This window comes from Sphingopyxis sp. (assembly GCF_035944815.1).
Lineage (GTDB): Bacteria > Pseudomonadota > Alphaproteobacteria > Sphingomonadales > Sphingomonadaceae > Sphingopyxis.
Genome location: NZ_DASZAU010000007.1, coordinates 38321 through 55296, shown reverse-complemented (window position 1 = coordinate 55296; position 16976 = coordinate 38321). Strand labels below are relative to the sequence as shown.

Genomic DNA, 16976 nt, shown 5'->3' with positions numbered 1-16976 from the left:
CCCTCGAACGAATTAAGGAGCATCAGTCATGGCACATAAGAAAGCAGGCGGTTCTTCGCGCAACGGTCGCGACTCAGCCGGCCGCCGCCTTGGCGTGAAGAAGTTCGGCGGTCAGGAAGTGATCGGCGGCAACATTATCGTGCGCCAGCGCGGCACCAAGGTTTACCCGGGTGTCAACGTTGGCATGGGCAAGGACCACACGCTGTTCGCGACCGCGGACGGCCGCGTCCGATTCCATGACGGCAAGCTCGGCCGCAAATATGTATCGGTCGACATGATGGCCGAAGCCGCCGAATAAGGACGATCGCTGACGGGTCGTCCTATCCAAGGGATGACCCGGAGCTGTCCTTTCCGCCCCAAGCGGAAACAAGGTTCGAAAAGAGGGAGACGGGTCACCCCGGACTCCCTTTTTTCTTGCCCGAAATCCGTCACTTGAGACGGCCGGGCGCGAAAACGGGGCCATCCATCTCCCTCCGTATCGATTGTCGTCAAAGCGTCACCATCTGGCGCCAAGGCGACAGGCATTGGGAGTTAGAAGACATGTTCGCGCGTACCGAAAGACTGTTGCTGCGGCCCGGCTGGCTGGAAGATGCCCCCGCGCTCGCCCGCGCCATCGGCGAAGAGGCGGTGGTCCGCAACCTGGCGACCGCCCCCTGGCCCTATGGCGAGGCGCAGGCGCAGGAATTCCTCAGCAAGCCACTCGACCCCGACCAGCCGCGTTTCCTGATTTTCGCCCGCACCGGCGGCGCACCGCGCCTTGTCGGCGGCTGCGGCATCTCGCCGAGCCCCGAAGGCGATCTCGAAATGGGTTACTGGATCGCGCGTCCCTATTGGGGCCTCGGTTTCGCGACCGAAGCCGGGCGCCAGCTCGTCCATATCGCGCGCGCGATGAACCTGCCGAAGCTGTCGGCGGGGCATTTCATCGACAATCCCGCATCGGGCGCGGTGCTGCGCAAGCTCGGCTTCCGTCCGACCGGCAAGGTCGCGCAGCGTTACAGCCTCGCCCGCGGCGGCGAAGCCGCGTGCGCGCTGTTCGAAGAGGGCGACGCCGATGCCGATGCTTGCGTCACCCCGATGCGAAGCCGCATCGGGGTGGACGAGGATTTCCGCGAGGAACTGCGCCTGATGGCGGCGTGAGGCCGATGGCGGCGTGAGCCGACGTAATGGCGGTTTCGGGGTGGGAAGCGGACATCCCCAATTTCTGTCATCCCGGCGGAGGCCGGGATCTCACCCTATCGAAATGACGCGCCGGCGAGATCCCGGCCTTCGCCGGGATGACGAGGACAGAGGCGGCAGCAACCGGTCGAGGGCAGACGATGCGCCCGCGGCCGCTACCCCCGCATCTTGTTCACCATGCCCATGATGTCGTCGAGCGGATTGCCGTCGCCGTCCATGTCGAGCATCTTGCCCAAGCCGCCAAGGCCGCCGAGGCCGCCCGCCGAGGGAGCCGCCCCGCCGCCCATCGCGCCGCCAAGCACATTGCCAAGGACGCCGCCCAAACCGCCGCTCTCGCCGGGCTGCCCGCCCTGCTTCGCCATATAGCCCGCGACCATCATCGCGAGGATCGGCAGCATCTGCTTGAGAATGCCCGAATCGATCCCCGTCTGCGTCGCAGCCTGTCCGGCAACGGTACGGCTGACGTCCTTCGATCCGAAAATCTGGCCAAGCACGTCATTGCCCTGCTGAACCGGCGTCGGCTGCGATCCGAGCACCGAATCGAGCAGGCCGCCGCCGCCGAGCTGGCCGATCAGACCGCCGAGTCCTTCAAGCCCGCCGCCCGATTGCGCCTGTTTCTTGAACCCGCCGAGGATTGCGGGAAGCAGCGCGTCAGCGCCCTGTTTCGCCATCGCGGGCGGAATGCCCAGCTCTTTCGCCATCGATTCGATGCCGCCGGCTTGCGCCAATATGTCGGTCAGGTTCATGCTATCATACTCCCACTTCGGGGCGGAGCGAACCGCGCCCGATGGGAATGAGTATAGCAGCGCGCAGGCGAAGGACGAGCCGTTCATTTGACTGTCATTTTCAAATGCATAGTCCTAGCCTGAGGTCATTCGACTCGCCCCTTACGGACGGGCCGCATTAGTGGGAGCTACACAATGAGCATTTTCGGCAAGATCAAGGACGCCATCTTCGGCAAGGCCGTCGCCGCGGAACCCGCCGCATCCGCCGCACCCAGCCCCGTCGGCAGCGCGCTGGACGCCGCGACGAGCGCGATGGCCGCAGCGACCACCGCCGCGGCAGCGGCCCCGGTCGACGTCGACGCGACGCTCGCGGCCGAGGCGGCGAAAGCCGGACAGGATCTCAACTGGCGCACGTCGATCGTCGACCTGATGAAGCTGCTCGGCATCGATTCGAGCCTCGCCAACCGCAAGGAACTGGCGCAGGAGCTCGGCTATACCGGCGAACTCGACGGCAGCGCCGAAATGAATATCTGGCTGCACAAGGCGGTGATGCGCGAGCTCGCCGCGAACGGCGGCAAGGTCCCCGCCGACCTTACCGACTGACAAACAGCCGATAGATTTCGACGAGGGGTCGGGAGGGCGCAGGCTTTCCCGGCCCCTTTTCGTTGACCGCGACGCGCGCGCGCCTAGACAGGTTTCAACAGAAACAAGTCGCAGGGAGCCGCCGCGTGTCCAATCCGCTTTTCACCCCCGTCAACCGCCGCCAGACGCTCGCTACGCTCGGCGCCGGCACCGCCGGCCTTGCCATCGCAGGGTCCGCGGCCGCGTTGCAATCGCCCGCCAAGACCGGCGCGCAGACGCTGCTCACATCGATCGCCGACAATCTCCTCGCCCTGTCGCCCGAAGGCGCCACCTCGCTCGGCATCGACACCGGCGCGCGCGCCGCCGAACGCGGCAAGCTCGGCGACCGCTCGGCGGCGGGGCAAAAGGCCGTCGCCGACACGCTGAAGGCCGACATCGCGCGCGTGCGCGCGTTCGACAAGGCGGGGCTCGACCACAGCACGCGCACCAGCCTCGCGGTCGTCGAAAGCGCCTATGGCGTTGCGCTCGACGGCTTTGCCCTGCCCTATGGCGACGTCGCGGTCGGCGGCTGGCGCAACACGCCCTATGTCGTGATCCAGAATGTCGGCGCCTATCTCGACGTACCCAAATTCCTCGACAGCGACCATCCGGTGAAGACCTCGGCCGACGCCGAAGCCTATCTCTCGCGCCTCAATGCCTTTCCCGGCGTGCTCGACGGCGAAACCGAACGGCTGAAGGCCGCGGGCGGACAGGGGCTGATCGCGCCCGCCTTCCTGATCGACAAGGCGGTCAAGCAGATGGAAGCGACGATCGCCGATGCCAAGGCCGGCGGGTCGATGGTCGAAAGCCTCGTCCGCCGCACCGGCGAGGGAAGAATCGCGGGCGACTGGAATGCACGCTCGGCGAAGATCGTGCAGGGGCCGGTCGCCGCCGCGCTCGAACGCCAGCTCGCCGAACTGAAGGCGCAGCGCCCCAGGGCGACGATGGACGCGGGCATGTGGGCGCGCCCCGGCGGCGACGAATGGTATGCGTGGGGGCTCCGCGCCTCGACGACGACGCGGATGACCCCCGACGAGGTTCACCAGATGGGCCGCGACGAGCTCGCCGAACTGCACGGGCGGATGGACCCGATCCTGAAGAAGCTCGGCTACACGCAGGGTTCGGTCGGCGACCGGATGAACGCGCTCGCCAAGGATCCGCGCTTCAAATTTCCCGACAATGACGCCGGCCGCGCCGAAATCCACGCCTATATCCAGACCTGGCTCGGCAAGATCCGCGCGCAGTTGCCACGCGCCTTCCGCACGCTCGTGAAGGGCAATGTCGAGGTGAAGCGGCTCCCGCTCGCCGAGGAACCCGGCGCGCCCGCCGCCTATGGCGGCGCGGGGTCGATCGACGGGACGGTGCCGGGCAAATTCTGGATCAACCTGCGTACGACCGAATTGCACAGCAAATATTCGCTGCCCGACCTGACGATGCACGAGGCGATCCCGGGGCATGTGTGGCAGGGCGAATATGCGAACCAGATGCCGCTCATTCGTACGATGCTGGCGTTCAACGCCTATAGCGAAGGGTGGGCGCTCTATGCCGAGCAGCTCGCCGACGAGCTCGGGCTCTACGACGATTTCGAAGTCGGGCGTCTGGGCTATCTCCAGTCGCTGGCGTTTCGTGCGTGCCGCCTCGTCGTCGACACCGGGCTCCATGCGAAGCGCTGGACGCGCGAGCAGGGGGTCGAGTTTTTCGTCAAGGAAAATGGCTCGAACCCGCTCGAGGTCGCGAGCGAGGTCGATCGTTATTGCAGCTGGGCCGGGCAGGCGTGCGGATACAAGGTCGGGCACAGCGAGATCGTGCGCCAGCGCGGGCTCGCGCAGAAGGCGCTGGGCGCGAAATATGATCTCCGCGATTTCGACGATGTCGTGGTCAAGGGCGGCAACGTCCCGCTCGACGTGCTGGCGCAGAATGTCGCCGAATATGTGAAGGGCGCGAAGGGGTGATGCGGCGGATCGCGGCCGCGCTGGCGGTACTGCTGCTCGGCGCGGCGAGCCACGCCGCCGAAACGCAGCCGCGCGAGACGATCGTCACGTCGGACGTCGACCGCTTCTTCACGCTCCATGACGATCCGGCGCTGGCGGCGGACCCCGACCAGCTTGCCGCGCGCTACCTCGCCGATGCCTCGCCGGGATTGCAGGAATTCATGGTCCTGCGCCGGATCACCCCCGAAAAGCTCGCGACGGCGCTACGTAGCAAGCCGCAGCTCTTTGTCGATGCGCGCGGCTGCGCGGCGAAGCTCGGCAATGTTCGCGCGCGGCTGGTCGAAGCAACCGATCGCCTCGCGGCGCTCTATCCGGCGGCGAAATTCCCGCCGATCACCATCGCGATCGGGCGCGGCACGACGGCGGGCACCGCGAACGCAAAGGGGCTCTACATCGGCCTTGAGGCACTGTGCGCGGCCAAATTCATCGAAGCCGACGACGAGGACCGGTTCGTCCATGTCATCGCGCATGAATATGTCCATGCGCAGCAGCCGCTCGCACAGGTCGAGGACCGCGAGGAATCCGTACTTCGCGCTGCGCTGGTCGAGGGCGCGGCCGAGTTCGTCGCCGAGAAGATGAGCGGCTCGGTCGGCTATCCGCTGCTCCACCTGTGGGCAAAAGGCCGGGAGAAGGAACTGGAAACCTCCTTCCTTGCGGAGAAGGATGGCAAGGCGATCGGGTCGCGCTGGCTCTACAACCAGCAGGGCCAGGACGGCTGGCCCGGCGACCTTGGCTATTGGGTCGGCTACCGCGTCGCCAAAAGCTATTATGACCGCGCGCCCGACAAGGCCGCGGCGATCAGGGCGATCATCGAGATGCGCGATCCCGCCACCTTTCTCGCGGAAAGCGGCTGGACGCCGGGGATGACGCTCTAGGCAGGCAGCGGCGCGAGGTCGGGCTCGACGAAGCCACGGCGCGCCGGGACCGAGAAGAGCAGATCACGGCTGTAGAAGCGCAAAGGCCAGTCGCGGCCGCCCATGTCGGAGCGCAGCAGCGCGTTGACGCGCGCCGCCAGCTCCGTCTCGGCGGTTTCCGACAGGAACAGCCGCACGCCCGCGACATAGGCGCGGGTGATGCTGTCGTGATAGCCTTGGCGGTCGTCGTTCACCCCGCCGACACTCTCGTTGAAGGTGCGGATGATGGTTGCAATGTCGGCATCGACATCGATGTCGGGCCGCTCGGTCAGCAGCCAGAGGCACGCGCCGAGGTGCGCCTCGTGCGTCCACGCCGCGCGCGGCAGCGCGCACGCAAGCAGCCCCTCGCCGAGTTTACGGATTTCGTCGTCGCGCTCGAACAGGCGCGGTTCATATTCGGTGGTCATTGGTCCGGTCCTTCCGGGTGAATGAGCACCCGGAAGATATCCGGGTCAATCAGGCTGCGACGGCCGCCTGCGGCGCGGCCTGGCGGACGCCTTCGTCGACATGTTCCGCAAATTGCGCGAAATTGTCGATGAACTGGCCGACCAGCGTTTGCGCGGTGCGGTCGTAGGCCGCCTTGTCGACCCAGGCTTCGCGCGGATCGAGAAGGCCGCTGTCGACGCCCGGAACCGCGACGGGAACCATGAAGCCGAAATTCGGATCCTTGCGGAATTCGGCGTCATTGAGGCTGCCGTCGAGCGCGGCGTTGAGCAGCGCACGGGTCGCCTTGATCGGCATGCGCTTGATGCCGTCCATCGTCGCCATGCCGCCGGTCCAGCCGGTGTTGACGAGCCAGCACTGGACGCCGCCCTTGGCGATACGTTCCTTGAGCAGATTGCCATAGACCGACGGGTGGCGCGGCATGAAGGGCGCGCCGAAACAGGTCGAGAAGGTCGCCTCGGGCTCGGTGACGCCGATCTCGGTGCCGGCGACGCGCGCGGTATAGCCCGAGAGGAAGTGATACATCGCCTGATCGGGGGTCAGCTTCGCGATCGGGGGCAAAACGCCGTACGCATCAGCGGTGAGCATGATGACGGTCGTCGGGACCGGACCCATATTTTTTTCCGACGTGTTCGGAATGAAATCGATCGGGTACGAGCCGCGGCTGTTCTCGGCGAGGCTTGCATCGTCGAAATCGAGTTCGCGCGTTTCGGGGTCCATCACGACATTTTCGAGCACCGTGCCGAAGCGCTTGGTGGTCGCGAAAATCTCGGGCTCGGCCTCGGGCGAGAGGCGGATCATCTTGGCGTAGCAGCCGCCCTCGAAATTAAAGACCGCGGTGTCCGACCAGCCATGCTCGTCGTCGCCGATCAGCGTGCGCGAGGCGTCGGCCGAGAGGGTCGTCTTGCCCGTGCCCGAAAGGCCGAAGAAGACCGCGGTGTCGCCGTTCGCACCGATGTTCGCCGAGCAGTGCATCGGCATCACGCCCTTTACGGGGAGCAGATAGTTGAGGATGCCGAACACCGACTTCTTCATCTCGCCGGCGTACTGCGTGCCGCCGATCAGGATCAGCTTTTCGGTGAAGTTCACCGCGATCACCGTTTCGGTGCGCGAGCCATGCTTCGCCGGGTCGGCACGGAAGCTCGGCAGATCGATGATCGTATATTCGGCCGCGAAAGCCGCGAGCTCCGCCGCGGTGGGGCGGCAGAGAAGCGTGCGGATGAACTGGCTGTGCCAGGCGAATTCGGTGACGACCTGTACGCCGACGCGATGCTCCGCCTGCGAACCGCCGAACAGCTGCTGGCGATAGAGGCGCGGGCGATCGGCGAGGTGCGCAAAGAAATCGGCCTTCAAGGCGGCGAAATGCTCTGGGGTCATCGGGACATTGGTCTTGCCCCACCAGATGGTGTCGCGCGTCTCGTCGTCCTGGACGATGAACTTGTCCTTGGCGCTGCGGCCGGTGTGCTTGCCGGTTGCGACGACGAGCGGGCCATCCTTGGCGAGCAGGCCTTCATTGTGGCGCACCGCATCCTCGATCAGCGCCGACGTGCCCAGATTTTCGGCCACATCCGCCTTGGTTTCGACGGTGTCCGCGCCGATCACAAGCTTCGTCATTGTCTTCGCCTTTCCTCTGTCCCGCGCGCACCTTTGCATAGGTATGCAACACATGCCATGCGAAAGCGATGGGCCCGCATGAACATGGGGTGCCGACGGGACGCCGATTCCGAAATTGCGGCCGCGTTAGCGAGGTTGGCGGGCGAGGTCAAAAGATTAAAGGGCGATCGCTCGCGCTGCGCGGCCGACGCCGTAGGGGAACCGGTAACAAGCGCGCGATGTTGTGGCGGGGACGCGGATCGGCTAGTTGCCGGGACGTCCGCCCCACTGGAAAGAGCATGACGGCAACCATCGCGCTGGTCGACGACGACCGCAATATCCTGCAATCCCTGTCGATCGCGCTGCAGGCCGAAGGCTTTGTCACGCGCGTCTATTCGGACGGCGAAGCGGCGCTGAAGCCGCTGATCGACAATCCGCCCGACCTTGCGGTGTTCGATATCAAGATGCCGCGCATGGACGGGCTCGAACTGCTGCGCCGCCTGCGCGAAAAGAGCCAGCTTCCCGTGATCTTCCTGACCAGCAAGGACGATGAGATCGACGAGGCGCTCGGCCTTGCGATGGGCGCCGACGATTATATCGCCAAACCCTTTTCGCAGCGACTGGTGATCGCGCGTATCCGGGCGATCCTGCGGCGCGTCGAGCTTAACCGGCAAGCGCCGGGCGGCGATAACGAGCCCGTCGCCGAACCGATCACGCGCGGTCGGCTGCAGATGGACCCCGCGCGCCACAAGGTGAGCTGGGACGGCAAGGACGTCACGCTGACGGTGACCGAATTCCTGATCCTCGAAACGCTGGCGGGGCGTCCCGGGATCGTGCGCAGCCGCAACCAGCTGATGGACGCCGCCTATCAGGAGGATGTCTATATCGACGACCGCACGATCGACAGCCACATCAAGCGTCTGCGCCGCAAGTTCCGCGAGGTCGACCCCGAATTCGACGCGATCGCCACCCTCTATGGCGCGGGATATCGCTTTGCCGACGAAGCCTGACATGTCCGGCCCCGCCGCCCTGAAACCCGACGCGAGCATCGCCGAGCAGGAGGAATCGCCGCTCGTCTGGTCGGCGCGCTGGTCGCTGACCACGCGCATCCTCGCGGTCAACATCCTCGCGGTCGCGCTGCTCGCCGGGGGTTTCTATTATCTCGACACCTATCGCAGCCGCCTCGTCGACACGCGCATCGAGGTGATGAAGGATCAGCTCGCGATGCTCGACAGCGCGCTCGAGGCGGCGCGCCCCGACCAGCGCGAGCGGCTGATCGACGAATTCGCCGCCGCGACCGAATCGCGGCTGCGCTTCTATGCCGCCGACGGGACGCGCATCTCCGACAGCTTCGAAAGCGGACCCGCGACCTACACGCTGCGCGACCCCGACCTCCAGCCGTGGAAACGCGATGCGGCGCGCGCGATGGACCGCGGCATCGACTGGATCGTGGGCGCGCCGAGCTACCCCGACTTTTTCGAACCCCGCACCGACAATGCGCGCGCCTGGCCCGAAGTCGTCGAAGCGCAGGCGAGCGACATCGCGACGAGCCGCTTTCGCTACGCGCCCGAGCGCACCCCGTTGCTGAGCGCGGCGCGCGTCGTCGACCTTGAAACGCCGCAGACGGTGCTGATGACATTGAACGCGCGCGACATCACGCGCACAGTGCGCGCCGAGCGTTTCCGGATCGCGGTCGTGCTCTTCGTCGTGCTGCTCGCATCGGTGCTGCTTTCGCTGTTCCTCGCGCGGACGATCGTGCGGCCGCTGCGCCGGCTGGCGCGCGCCGCGGTGCGCGTCCGTCTCGGCCGCGCCCGCGAAGTGGTCGTACCGCGCCTGCCGAGCCGCCGCGACGAGATCGGCACGCTCGCGCGTGCGCTCAGCGACATGACGCAGGCGCTGCGCGAGCGCATCGATGCGGGCGAACATTTCGCCGCCGACGTGACGCACGAACTCAAGAACCCGATCGCCTCGGTCCGCTCGGCGATCGAGGGGCTGGGCCGCGTCAAGAGCGACGAGCAGCGCGCGCAGCTGTTGGCGATCGCCGACGAGGACGTTCGCCGGCTCGACCGGCTGGTCAACGACATCAGCGAGGCGAGCCGCGTCGACGCGCAATTGTCGCGCACCTTGTTCGAACCGATCGACGTCGGCATCATGATCGAATCGATGCTCGCGTCGCGCGCGGCGCGCGTCGACGAGGCCGATGCATCGCAGCCGCGCATCGCCTTCGCCCGCCCGCGCAAGGGCACGACGACGGTGATGGGCGACGGCCACCGGCTCGAACGCGCGATCGACAATGTCATCGACAATGCGATCAGCTTTTCGCCGCCCTCGGGCCTCGTCTGCATTTCGGCTACCCGCCTCGGCGACGAGGTGCATGTGAAGGTCGACGACGACGGCCCGGGCATCGACCCGGCGCAGCGCGAAGCCATTTTCCGCCGTTTCCACAGCGAACGCCCCGCCGGCGAGGCCTTTGGCCGCCACAGCGGACTCGGGCTCGCGATCGCGCGGACGATCGTCGAGGGGCATAGCGGGACGATCAACGCGAAGGACCGCGACGACGGCAAGCGCGGCGGCTGCCTGCTGATCACCCTGCCGGCGCGCGAAGGTGGGACAGAATCGGCCTGAACGGCGCGTCCTATCGCCTTGCGGCACCGCTTCGTCGCCGGTAAGCCTGCGTCCATGCTTCCGAGCCGGACCAGACCCGACGTCACCAATATCCATGCAAGCTGCGTCGCGGCGGGCAGCCGCGGCATCCTGTTGCTCGGCCTGTCGGGGCAGGGAAAGTCGGACCTTGCGCTGCGGCTGATCGATCGCGGCGCGCGGCTGGTCGCCGACGATCGCTGCGACATCTGGTTCGAACGCGGCCGCCTGTGGTGCCGCCCACCCGCCGCACTCGCCGGCAAGATCGAGGTCCGCGGGCTCGGCATCGTCGAACAGCCGTGGACGGCGCCCGTGCCGCTGGCGCTCGCGGTGCGCCTTGCCGAACGCTATGAACGCCTGCCCTCCGCGCAGCAGGCCGAAAGCGTCGCGGGCCATGCCCTGCCCTCGCTGATGCTGTCGGCGTTCGAAGCCTCGGCGCCGATCAAGATCCTGCTCGCGCTCGACCGGCTGGGCGGCGGCGAATGAGGCAGATCCGATGACCGAGAAGACCGAACCGCGCCTGCTGCTGGTGACCGGCCTGTCGGGGGCGGGCAAATCGACCGTGCTCAAGGTGCTCGAGGATCTGGGCTGGGAGGTCGTCGACAATCTGCCGCTCTCGCTGCTCGAAGCGCTGATCGCCGCGCCGGCGAAAGGCAGCGAGGCGACGCGCCCGCTCGCGGTCGGGATCGACAGCCGCAGCCGCGGGTTCAAGCCCGCGGGCCTGGTCAAGCAGATCAAGGCGCTGCGCGAAGCGGGCGGCCGCGACGTCCAGACCTTGTTCATCGACTGCGCCGGCGCCGAACTCGAACGGCGCTTTTCGGAAACGCGGCGGCGCCACCCGCTCGCCGAGGACCGCCCCGCGGCCGACGGCATCGCGCGCGAACGCGAGATGATGGAATCGCTGCGCCGCTGGGCCGAGCATGTCATCGACACGACCAATTACAGCAGCAACGACCTGCAGCAGGAGGTACGCCAGCGCTTTGGCGACACCGATACCGACGAGCCGGTGCTGACGATATTGAGCTTCGGCTTTGCGCGCGGCCTGCCGCGCAACGCCGACCTCGTGTTCGACATGCGCTATCTGCGCAATCCGCATTGGGACCCGAAGCTGCGCCCCGGGACCGGCCTAGATCCCGAGGTCGCGGCCTATGTCATCGCCGATCCAGCCTATGAAGACAGCGTCGCGCAGATCGAGCAGCTGATCCTGACCCTGCTGCCGCGTTACCGCGCCGAGGGCAAAAGTTACGTCACCATTGCCTTTGGTTGCACCGGCGGCCGCCATCGTTCGGTGCATGTCGCCGATCGTGTTGCCCGAACGCTACGCACCGCGGGCCATGAGCCGACGGTGACCCACCGCAACCTTGACTCTGCCCCGCAAGATGGGCTTGAGGGCAAGCCCCCGCCCACGGCTTCCGCGTCCGGCGGCAACATATAAGGGTCGACGACTGCATGGCGAACGATAAGGCTCTGCCGCTTTTGGGAATGGTCCTCGTGACCCACGGCCGCCTTGCCGAGGAAATGGTGCGCGCGATGGAGCATGTCGTCGGGCCGCAACGTGCCGTCGCGACCGTGTGCATCGGGCCCAACGACAATATGGAAATGCGCCGCAAGGAAATTGCCGACGCGATCCGCAAGGTCGACGAAGGCCGCGGCGTCGTGATGCTGACCGACCTGTTCGGCGGCACCCCGTCGAACCTCGCGATCAGCCTGCTCGAATCGGGCCGCACCGAGGTGATCGCCGGGGTCAACCTGCCGATGCTGATCCGCCTCGAAAGCGCGCGCAAGACGATGGAGCTTCGCGCCGCGGTGATCGCCGCGAAGGAAGCCGGCCAGAAATATATTTCGGTCGCGTCGGAAATGCTGGGAGTGGGCCCTTGAACGAAAATAGCGAGACGGTCGAAATCACCAACCAGCGCGGACTGCACGCGCGCGCGAGCGCCAAGTTCGTGACCTTCGTCAGCCGCCTGCCCGACACCGTGTCGGTCGAGGTCGAAAAGGGCGGATCGCGCGTCAACGGAACCTCGATCATGGGTTTGATGATGCTCGGCGCGGCCAAGGGCGATTCGATCACGATCCACACCAAAGGCGATGGCGCCGACGAAGCGCTGCTGAAACTCGTCGGGCTGGTCAAGGACAGCTTCGGCGAGGATTGACGGCCATGACTGAGCGGGGCCGCCGTTCCACCATCGAAAGCCTGTCGAACCCGCTGGTCAAGCGGATGCGCCTGCTGCGCGAGAAACGCCACCGCCGCGCCGAGGGCCTGTTCCTCGCCGAAGGATTGCGCATCGCGACCGAGGCGCGCGAGGCGGGCGTGCTGCCGCTGTGGCTGTTCCTCGGCCCCGACGGCGACGCGCACCCGCTCGCGAAGGCGCTCGTCGCCGATACGATGAAGGCGGGCGGCGAGGTCGTCGATACGACCCCCGCGATCCTTTCGAAACTGTCGGGCAAGGACAATCCGCAGACCGTCGTCGGCATCTATGCCGAGCCCCGGGCGACGCTCGCCGATCTCGACCGCGATGCGGCGCCGATCTGGCTCGTCGCCGAGCGGCTGCGCGATCCCGGTAACCTCGGAACGATGCTGCGCACCGGCGACGCGGTGGGTGCGGGCGGGCTTATCCTGCTCGACGAATCGACCGATCCCTATGCGGTCGAGGCGGTGCGCGCGAGCATGGGCGCGATCTTCACGCAGCGGCTCGTGGTTGCACGCTGGGAGGATTTCCTGCTCTGGCTGCGGCAGGGGGCGGGGCAGCTCGTCGCGACCTGGCTCGGCGACGACACCGAGGATTATCAGGCGGTACGCTATGCGGCGCCGACCTTCATCCTGACCGGCAATGAATCGCAGGGCATGCCCGCCGACTATGCCGCCGCCGCCGACGTGCGGGTGAAAATGCCGATGATGGGCAAGGCCGACAGCCTCAACGCCGCGGTCGCGACCGCGGTGATGGCGTATGAAGTGCTGAACCAGCGGCGGAACCGATAGGCGCCGCGCGCCGTTCATCGGTCGATCAGCCCAATGCGTTCAGGAGATGCCGCATGATCAGGATCGCCCTACCCGCCGTTTCTCTTCTCGCCCTCGCCGCTTGCGCCCCCGCGACCGAGGCGCCGCCGCAAGGTCCCGGCGGGAAACCGGCCGCCTATATGGCGATCGGCACCGAGCCCGGCTGGACGCTCGAGATCACGCCGGCGCATCTCAACTATGACGGCGACTATGGCGCGACGAAGATCAGGGTTGCGAACCCCGGCGCCGAAGCGGGCACGACCGGCGAACGCTATGCCACCGACCGACTGACCGTCGATGTGATGCGCAAGGACTGCAGCGACGGGATGAGCGACCGGCGCTATCGCGACACGGTGACGGTGCGCGCCGACGGCAAGACGGTGACGGGGTGCGGCGGCGCGATCCTGCCGCCCACCGAGCTGGCGGGCACCAGCTGGACCTTCGTGTCGATCGGCGGCGCGGCGGTCGCGGCCGACCGGCCGACCGCGCTGACCTTCGATGGCAAGAGGCTGAGCGGCAGCGCGGGCTGCAACCGCTTTTCGGGTAACTATACGCATGCCGGCCGCGTGCTGACCGCGGGTCCGCTGATGGCCACCGAAATGGCGTGTCCGGGGATGGAGCTGGAAGCGGCCTTCTTCGCGCTGATGCGCGGCCCCGTCGGGCTGAGCTTTCCGACCGACGGGACGTTGGTCCTGACCGGCGCCGACGGTCGGACGGCGGTGTTGCGCCGCGCGATCTGACGCGTCAGTCGTTCGCGCCGCCCGCGCCCGAAAGCTTGGAAAGCGGGCGCGCCGCCTGTTCGGCGACGGGAAGCGCCGGGATGTCCTTGTCGCCCGTTTCGACATCGAGCGCCTCGAAACGCTTCGCCTGCGTCAATACTTGCGATTCGAAGCTGCCGACGAAGGCGTTGTACGCGCCAGTCGCCTGGTCGAGATTCTTGCCGACGCGCGCGATATGCGATCCCATCACCGACATGCGTGCATAAAGCTCCTTGCCGAGCGCCGCGATCTCGCGCGCCTGCCCCGCCAGCTTTTCCTGCCGCCACACCGCCGCGACGGTGCGCGCGATCGCGATCAGATTGGTCGGGGTCGCGAGCAGCACCTTGCGTTCGAACGCATAGTCCCAAAGCTCATGGTCCTGATCGAGCGCGGCTGCGAGGAAATGCTCGCCGGGCACGAACATCACAACAAAATCGGGCGTGTCGTCGAACTGGTTCCAATAGGATTTGGCGCCGAGCGTGTTCACATGCGCCTTCATCGCCGCGGCATGCGCGGCGAGGTGCGCGACCTTTTCGCGCTCGTCGACCGCGCCGAACGCGTCCTGATAGGCGTTGAGCGAAACCTTGGCGTCGATGACGAGGCTCTGCCCGCCCGGCACCTTGACCATGACGTCGGGGCGCAGCCGTCCGCCGTCGCCTTCGACGCTCACTTCGGTCTGGAAATCGGCATGTTCGGAAAGCCCACAGCTTTCGAGCACGTTGCGCAATTGCTGTTCGCCCCAGCGCCCGCGCGCCTTGGGCGCGTTGCGGAGCGCGTTGACGAGCTTCGCCGCTTCGCTCGACACACGCTCGGTCCCCTCGCGCATCGCCGCGATCTGGCCGTGGAGCAGGCCGAAGGCATTCTGGCGCTCGGCCTCGACCTTGCCGACCGCTTCCTCATATTTCTGCAGCCGGTCGTGGACGGGCGAGAGGAGCGCCTTCAGATTCTGCCCCGCCGTTTCCTCGCTCTGCCTGAAGCGCTGGTCGGCGCGTTCGAGAAAGGCCTTTTGTGCCTCGCCGAGCATCGCCTGCCCGACCTCGCGGAACTGCGCGGTCAGCGCCGTCTGCGCATCGCGGAGCTGCGCGATCTGCGCATCATGCGCCGCGTCGCGCGCCTTCTGCTCGCTGAGCAGCGCCGCAAGCCGGATATCGGCCGCCTTGCGCGCCTCGGCCTCTGCGGCAAGATCGGTCACCGCAGTTTTGAACCGCTCCGACAGCCCGTCGCGTTCGGCCTTGAGCGCGCCCGATTGCCGGCCGGCGAAAAGCCAGCCGATCAGGGCGCCGACAGCGAGCGCAAAAAGGGCGACGACGAGCGAGAGTCCATCCATGCCCGGAACATAGGACGAACAGCGGCCGCCTGGCTAGCGGCAAATTGGGGTCAGAGCAGATAGATGACGACGTAGCGCGCGATCAGCGCGGCAAGGATGGCGATGCTCCAGCGGCGATCCTTCACCGCCATCGCCGCGCCCATCAGCGCGACGAGCACGACGGTCATGATCCACGCGACCGGGCGCGCCAGAGCCGCCGCGAGTTCCGGTTGCGACGCATAATAGCCGAGCTGCGCGACGAGCAGCACGAGCAGCAGGCCGAGAACGATCCGCCGGACGCGGAAATAATGGACGTCGAGGTTCGCGAAGCCGCCGGGGCGCGAAGGGAAGACCAGCCGCGCGGCGAGGAAATAGACGCTGGCGAAGGCTGCGACGCCGAGCAGCGCTGTGCTCGAAACGGCGATGTCGTCGCGCGCCGTCCACGCCGCGCTCCAGAAGGAGAGCAGGTCGAGCATCACGAAGATCGCGAGCAGCGGGGTCAGCCAGCCGATCGCGAATGTCTCGTGGCTTTCCTCGGCCGCAAAACGCGCCTCGATCGCGCGCCCGAGCCCGCCGAGCAGTTCGACCATCGAGAGCCCGAGCAGCAGGCTGTACAGTGCGAAGACAAATTCGAAATCGTCCATGATCTTACGTTGCCGATCGAGGCGGAAAAATTAGCCTCATTTCTCAAGCTGCTTGTATATGTCAACGAGCTTACGCTTCGGCTTCGCGCGGCAAGCCGCGTAGACCGCCTGAAAATTGGGACCAGCCTCCAGTTTGGCACCGGAGCTATAACGCTGAGCAACGAAAATGCCCGTGAGCAAGAGCCAGCTTCGCAATTCATCTGGCTTCTTCTCCGGGAAGGTTTGTTGAAACCAGTCGGCGTCGATCAGGAAGTCGCCACAGCTTTTTGCAAACAGCGTTCCATCCATGGCGCTGTCTTTCCACAATTCCATGGGAAAATGCGCAATCACCGCGACGGGTCGCCCATCCTTGTCTTGGGCCGGCTGGAAGGTCATACGCCGAACAAGGCCCAGAGCAAAGGCATCGAGCTCCGGTGAGCGCGAAGAATCGGCGACCGACGCGTCTTGCAGCACACCGTCAGTCCCGATGGCCACGCGGACTCGCACCATGCCCTGAATGCCCCGAACGAAGAAATCTTCCTTGCCGTCGGACGGCGGTGCGTAGGTCATAACCGGCAAGCGACCGCCGGCGGATCGGAGTTGAGCTGCATCGAGCACGTGCTCATTCGCTGATGCTGTACCGCACAACAGTATTGCCGCGAAGACGAGGCATCCGATCCTCCCATGCATTTTACGTTCCATCAAAGGCCGTCCTTCCATTCTATCGGCAATATCGCGCGATAAGCCTCGGCCCCCGGCGCACCGCCCACGACCACGCCCTGCGTGAGCAGCCAGTAATGCCGCACGATCTCCGCCTGCTGTTCGAGCCCATAGCGTTCGAGCAGCCAGCCGGGCTTTAACGTATAGCTGTAGGTCGCGAAGGGGTGGCGCATGAGTACGAGATACCAGCGCCCGCGCGTCTGCGCTTGCCACACATGTGTCATCTCGTGGATGAACAGGCCTTGCAGCCGCTGCGACGCCGCGCTGAAATCCTCGCAATACAGATCGCCGTGCGGGTTGAAGTGCAGGCTGCCCATCGGCGCCATCACGATATGGCGCGGCTGGAAGAATATCCATTTATGATGGTTCACGCGCACGCGGTCATAGGCGATCGCGCCCCCGAACACCGTCCGGGCGAGCGCGATTTCGCCGGGCGTCAGGGGGCGCGACGGACGCGGCACCGATGC

The 16976-nt window shown here is 66.4% G+C and carries 20 protein-coding genes; 13 read left to right on the top strand and 7 right to left on the bottom strand.

Annotation, left to right across the window (positions count from 1 at the left end; all coding sequences use genetic code 11):
* Window positions 1-28 precede the first annotated feature (28 nt).
* Together rpmA and VGU00_RS10035 are read left to right on the top strand one after the other, a co-directional pair.
* A complete protein-coding gene (rpmA, locus tag VGU00_RS10040) occupies window positions 29-298 on the top strand; it encodes a 50S ribosomal protein L27 (protein ID WP_058804062.1) in 270 nt (89 codons plus the stop codon).
* Between the two features lie 242 nt (window positions 299-540).
* A complete protein-coding gene (locus tag VGU00_RS10035) occupies window positions 541-1137 on the top strand; it encodes a GNAT family N-acetyltransferase (protein ID WP_327468055.1) in 597 nt (198 codons plus the stop codon).
* Between the two features lie 194 nt (window positions 1138-1331).
* Here VGU00_RS10035 and VGU00_RS10030 read toward each other — a convergent pair whose 3' ends face one another.
* Window positions 1332-1922 (bottom strand): DUF937 domain-containing protein, encoded by a 591-nt coding sequence (locus VGU00_RS10030; RefSeq protein WP_327468053.1) that lies wholly within the window; start codon window positions 1920-1922, stop codon window positions 1332-1334.
* A 174-nt stretch (window positions 1923-2096) separates the two neighbouring features.
* On the opposite strand from VGU00_RS10030, the gene VGU00_RS10025 reads away from it, so the two are divergent.
* The 3 genes from VGU00_RS10025 (at window position 2097) to VGU00_RS10015 (ending at window position 5388) form a co-directional block, all read left to right on the top strand.
* The gene (locus VGU00_RS10025; protein WP_327468051.1) at window positions 2097-2504 is read left to right on the top strand and encodes a DUF3597 domain-containing protein; all 408 of its coding nucleotides are present in this window, start codon (window positions 2097-2099) and stop codon (window positions 2502-2504) included.
* Between the two features lie 125 nt (window positions 2505-2629).
* Window positions 2630-4474, top strand: coding sequence for a DUF885 domain-containing protein (locus VGU00_RS10020; protein ID WP_327468049.1), 1845 nt, complete (start codon window positions 2630-2632; stop codon window positions 4472-4474).
* On the top strand, window positions 4474-5388 hold the full coding sequence (locus VGU00_RS10015; RefSeq protein ID WP_327468047.1) for a DUF2268 domain-containing putative Zn-dependent protease: 915 nt from the start codon (window positions 4474-4476) through the stop codon (window positions 5386-5388). Before VGU00_RS10020 ends, VGU00_RS10015 begins: the two co-directional genes overlap by 1 nt.
* Here the strand turns inward: VGU00_RS10015 and VGU00_RS10010 are convergent.
* Together VGU00_RS10010 and VGU00_RS10005 are read right to left on the bottom strand one after the other, a co-directional pair.
* Complete coding sequence (locus VGU00_RS10010; RefSeq protein WP_327468045.1) at window positions 5385-5834, bottom strand: hypothetical protein; 450 nt, start codon at window positions 5832-5834, stop codon at window positions 5385-5387. The genes VGU00_RS10015 and VGU00_RS10010 overlap by 4 nt on opposite strands.
* A gap of 49 nt (window positions 5835-5883) precedes the next feature.
* The gene (locus VGU00_RS10005; RefSeq protein WP_327468043.1) at window positions 5884-7485 is read right to left on the bottom strand and encodes a phosphoenolpyruvate carboxykinase; all 1602 of its coding nucleotides are present in this window, start codon (window positions 7483-7485) and stop codon (window positions 5884-5886) included.
* A gap of 278 nt (window positions 7486-7763) precedes the next feature.
* Between VGU00_RS10005 and VGU00_RS10000 the strand changes: the two genes are divergently transcribed.
* From VGU00_RS10000 to VGU00_RS09965, 8 genes are read left to right on the top strand one after another with little or no spacing between them, the layout of a single operon-like run.
* Window positions 7764-8474 carry a response regulator transcription factor gene (locus VGU00_RS10000; RefSeq protein WP_327468041.1) on the top strand — a complete coding sequence of 237 codons (711 nt, stop codon included), beginning with the start codon at window positions 7764-7766 and terminating at the stop codon, window positions 8472-8474.
* A gap of 1 nt (window position 8475) precedes the next feature.
* A complete protein-coding gene (locus VGU00_RS09995) occupies window positions 8476-10089 on the top strand; it encodes a sensor histidine kinase (protein WP_327468039.1) in 1614 nt (537 codons plus the stop codon).
* Window positions 10090-10143: 54 nt separating this feature from the next.
* Window positions 10144-10590: a serine kinase gene (locus VGU00_RS09990; RefSeq protein WP_327468037.1), complete on the top strand. Its 447-nt coding sequence runs from the start codon at window positions 10144-10146 to the stop codon at window positions 10588-10590.
* 10 nt (window positions 10591-10600) lie between these two features.
* Window positions 10601-11539 carry an RNase adapter RapZ gene (gene rapZ / locus VGU00_RS09985; RefSeq protein ID WP_327468035.1) on the top strand — a complete coding sequence of 313 codons (939 nt, stop codon included), beginning with the start codon at window positions 10601-10603 and terminating at the stop codon, window positions 11537-11539.
* Between the two features lie 14 nt (window positions 11540-11553).
* Window positions 11554-11982: a PTS sugar transporter subunit IIA gene (locus tag VGU00_RS09980; RefSeq protein WP_327468033.1), complete on the top strand. Its 429-nt coding sequence runs from the start codon at window positions 11554-11556 to the stop codon at window positions 11980-11982.
* Window positions 11979-12257 (top strand): HPr family phosphocarrier protein, encoded by a 279-nt coding sequence (locus VGU00_RS09975; protein ID WP_327468031.1) that lies wholly within the window; start codon window positions 11979-11981, stop codon window positions 12255-12257. Before VGU00_RS09980 ends, VGU00_RS09975 begins: the two co-directional genes overlap by 4 nt.
* A gap of 5 nt (window positions 12258-12262) precedes the next feature.
* Window positions 12263-13084, top strand: a complete 822-nt coding sequence (locus VGU00_RS09970) for an RNA methyltransferase (RefSeq protein WP_327468029.1) — start codon at window positions 12263-12265, stop codon at window positions 13082-13084.
* 53 nt (window positions 13085-13137) lie between these two features.
* Window positions 13138-13842, top strand: coding sequence for an META domain-containing protein (locus VGU00_RS09965; RefSeq protein WP_327468027.1), 705 nt, complete (start codon window positions 13138-13140; stop codon window positions 13840-13842).
* A 4-nt stretch (window positions 13843-13846) separates the two neighbouring features.
* Here VGU00_RS09965 and VGU00_RS09960 read toward each other — a convergent pair whose 3' ends face one another.
* Genes VGU00_RS09960 through VGU00_RS09945 form a run of 4 tightly spaced genes read right to left on the bottom strand, consistent with a single transcriptional unit; the run spans window position 13847 to window position 16970 of the window.
* Window positions 13847-15187 carry a DNA recombination protein RmuC gene (locus VGU00_RS09960; protein ID WP_327468025.1) on the bottom strand — a complete coding sequence of 447 codons (1341 nt, stop codon included), beginning with the start codon at window positions 15185-15187 and terminating at the stop codon, window positions 13847-13849.
* 50 nt (window positions 15188-15237) lie between these two features.
* Window positions 15238-15810 (bottom strand): hypothetical protein, encoded by a 573-nt coding sequence (locus VGU00_RS09955; protein WP_327468023.1) that lies wholly within the window; start codon window positions 15808-15810, stop codon window positions 15238-15240.
* 36 nt (window positions 15811-15846) lie between these two features.
* Window positions 15847-16491, bottom strand: coding sequence for an energy transducer TonB (locus tag VGU00_RS09950; RefSeq protein WP_327468021.1), 645 nt, complete (start codon window positions 16489-16491; stop codon window positions 15847-15849).
* Complete coding sequence (locus tag VGU00_RS09945; protein ID WP_327468019.1) at window positions 16491-16970, bottom strand: vgr related protein; 480 nt, start codon at window positions 16968-16970, stop codon at window positions 16491-16493. Before VGU00_RS09945 ends, VGU00_RS09950 begins: the two co-directional genes overlap by 1 nt.
* Window positions 16971-16976: the final 6 nt, after the last annotated feature.

What these genes read in the sequence shown, in the direction of transcription:
- VGU00_RS10025 (WP_327468051.1), top strand. Translation starts at nt 2,097, where the DNA reads ATGAGCATTTTCGGCAAGATCAAGGACGCCATCTTCGGCAAGGCCGTC.
- rapZ (WP_327468035.1), top strand. Translation starts at nt 10,601, where the DNA reads ATGACCGAGAAGACCGAACCGCGCCTGCTGCTGGTGACCGGCCTGTCG.
- VGU00_RS10010 (WP_327468045.1), bottom strand. Translation starts at nt 5,834, where the DNA reads ATGACCACCGAATATGAACCGCGCCTGTTCGAGCGCGACGACGAAATC.
- VGU00_RS09960 (WP_327468025.1), bottom strand. Translation starts at nt 15,187, where the DNA reads ATGGATGGACTCTCGCTCGTCGTCGCCCTTTTTGCGCTCGCTGTCGGC.
- VGU00_RS10000 (WP_327468041.1), top strand. Translation starts at nt 7,764, where the DNA reads ATGACGGCAACCATCGCGCTGGTCGACGACGACCGCAATATCCTGCAA.
- VGU00_RS10005 (WP_327468043.1), bottom strand. Translation starts at nt 7,485, where the DNA reads ATGACGAAGCTTGTGATCGGCGCGGACACCGTCGAAACCAAGGCGGAT.
- VGU00_RS09950 (WP_327468021.1), bottom strand. Translation starts at nt 16,491, where the DNA reads ATGGAACGTAAAATGCATGGGAGGATCGGATGCCTCGTCTTCGCGGCA.
- VGU00_RS09995 (WP_327468039.1), top strand. Translation starts at nt 8,476, where the DNA reads ATGTCCGGCCCCGCCGCCCTGAAACCCGACGCGAGCATCGCCGAGCAG.
- VGU00_RS10035 (WP_327468055.1), top strand. Translation starts at nt 541, where the DNA reads ATGTTCGCGCGTACCGAAAGACTGTTGCTGCGGCCCGGCTGGCTGGAA.
- rpmA (WP_058804062.1), top strand. Translation starts at nt 29, where the DNA reads ATGGCACATAAGAAAGCAGGCGGTTCTTCGCGCAACGGTCGCGACTCA.
- VGU00_RS09980 (WP_327468033.1), top strand. Translation starts at nt 11,554, where the DNA reads ATGGCGAACGATAAGGCTCTGCCGCTTTTGGGAATGGTCCTCGTGACC.
- VGU00_RS09970 (WP_327468029.1), top strand. Translation starts at nt 12,263, where the DNA reads ATGACTGAGCGGGGCCGCCGTTCCACCATCGAAAGCCTGTCGAACCCG.
- VGU00_RS09955 (WP_327468023.1), bottom strand. Translation starts at nt 15,810, where the DNA reads ATGGACGATTTCGAATTTGTCTTCGCACTGTACAGCCTGCTGCTCGGG.
- VGU00_RS10030 (WP_327468053.1), bottom strand. Translation starts at nt 1,922, where the DNA reads ATGAACCTGACCGACATATTGGCGCAAGCCGGCGGCATCGAATCGATG.
- VGU00_RS10015 (WP_327468047.1), top strand. Translation starts at nt 4,474, where the DNA reads ATGCGGCGGATCGCGGCCGCGCTGGCGGTACTGCTGCTCGGCGCGGCG.
- VGU00_RS09990 (WP_327468037.1), top strand. Translation starts at nt 10,144, where the DNA reads ATGCTTCCGAGCCGGACCAGACCCGACGTCACCAATATCCATGCAAGC.
- VGU00_RS09965 (WP_327468027.1), top strand. Translation starts at nt 13,138, where the DNA reads ATGATCAGGATCGCCCTACCCGCCGTTTCTCTTCTCGCCCTCGCCGCT.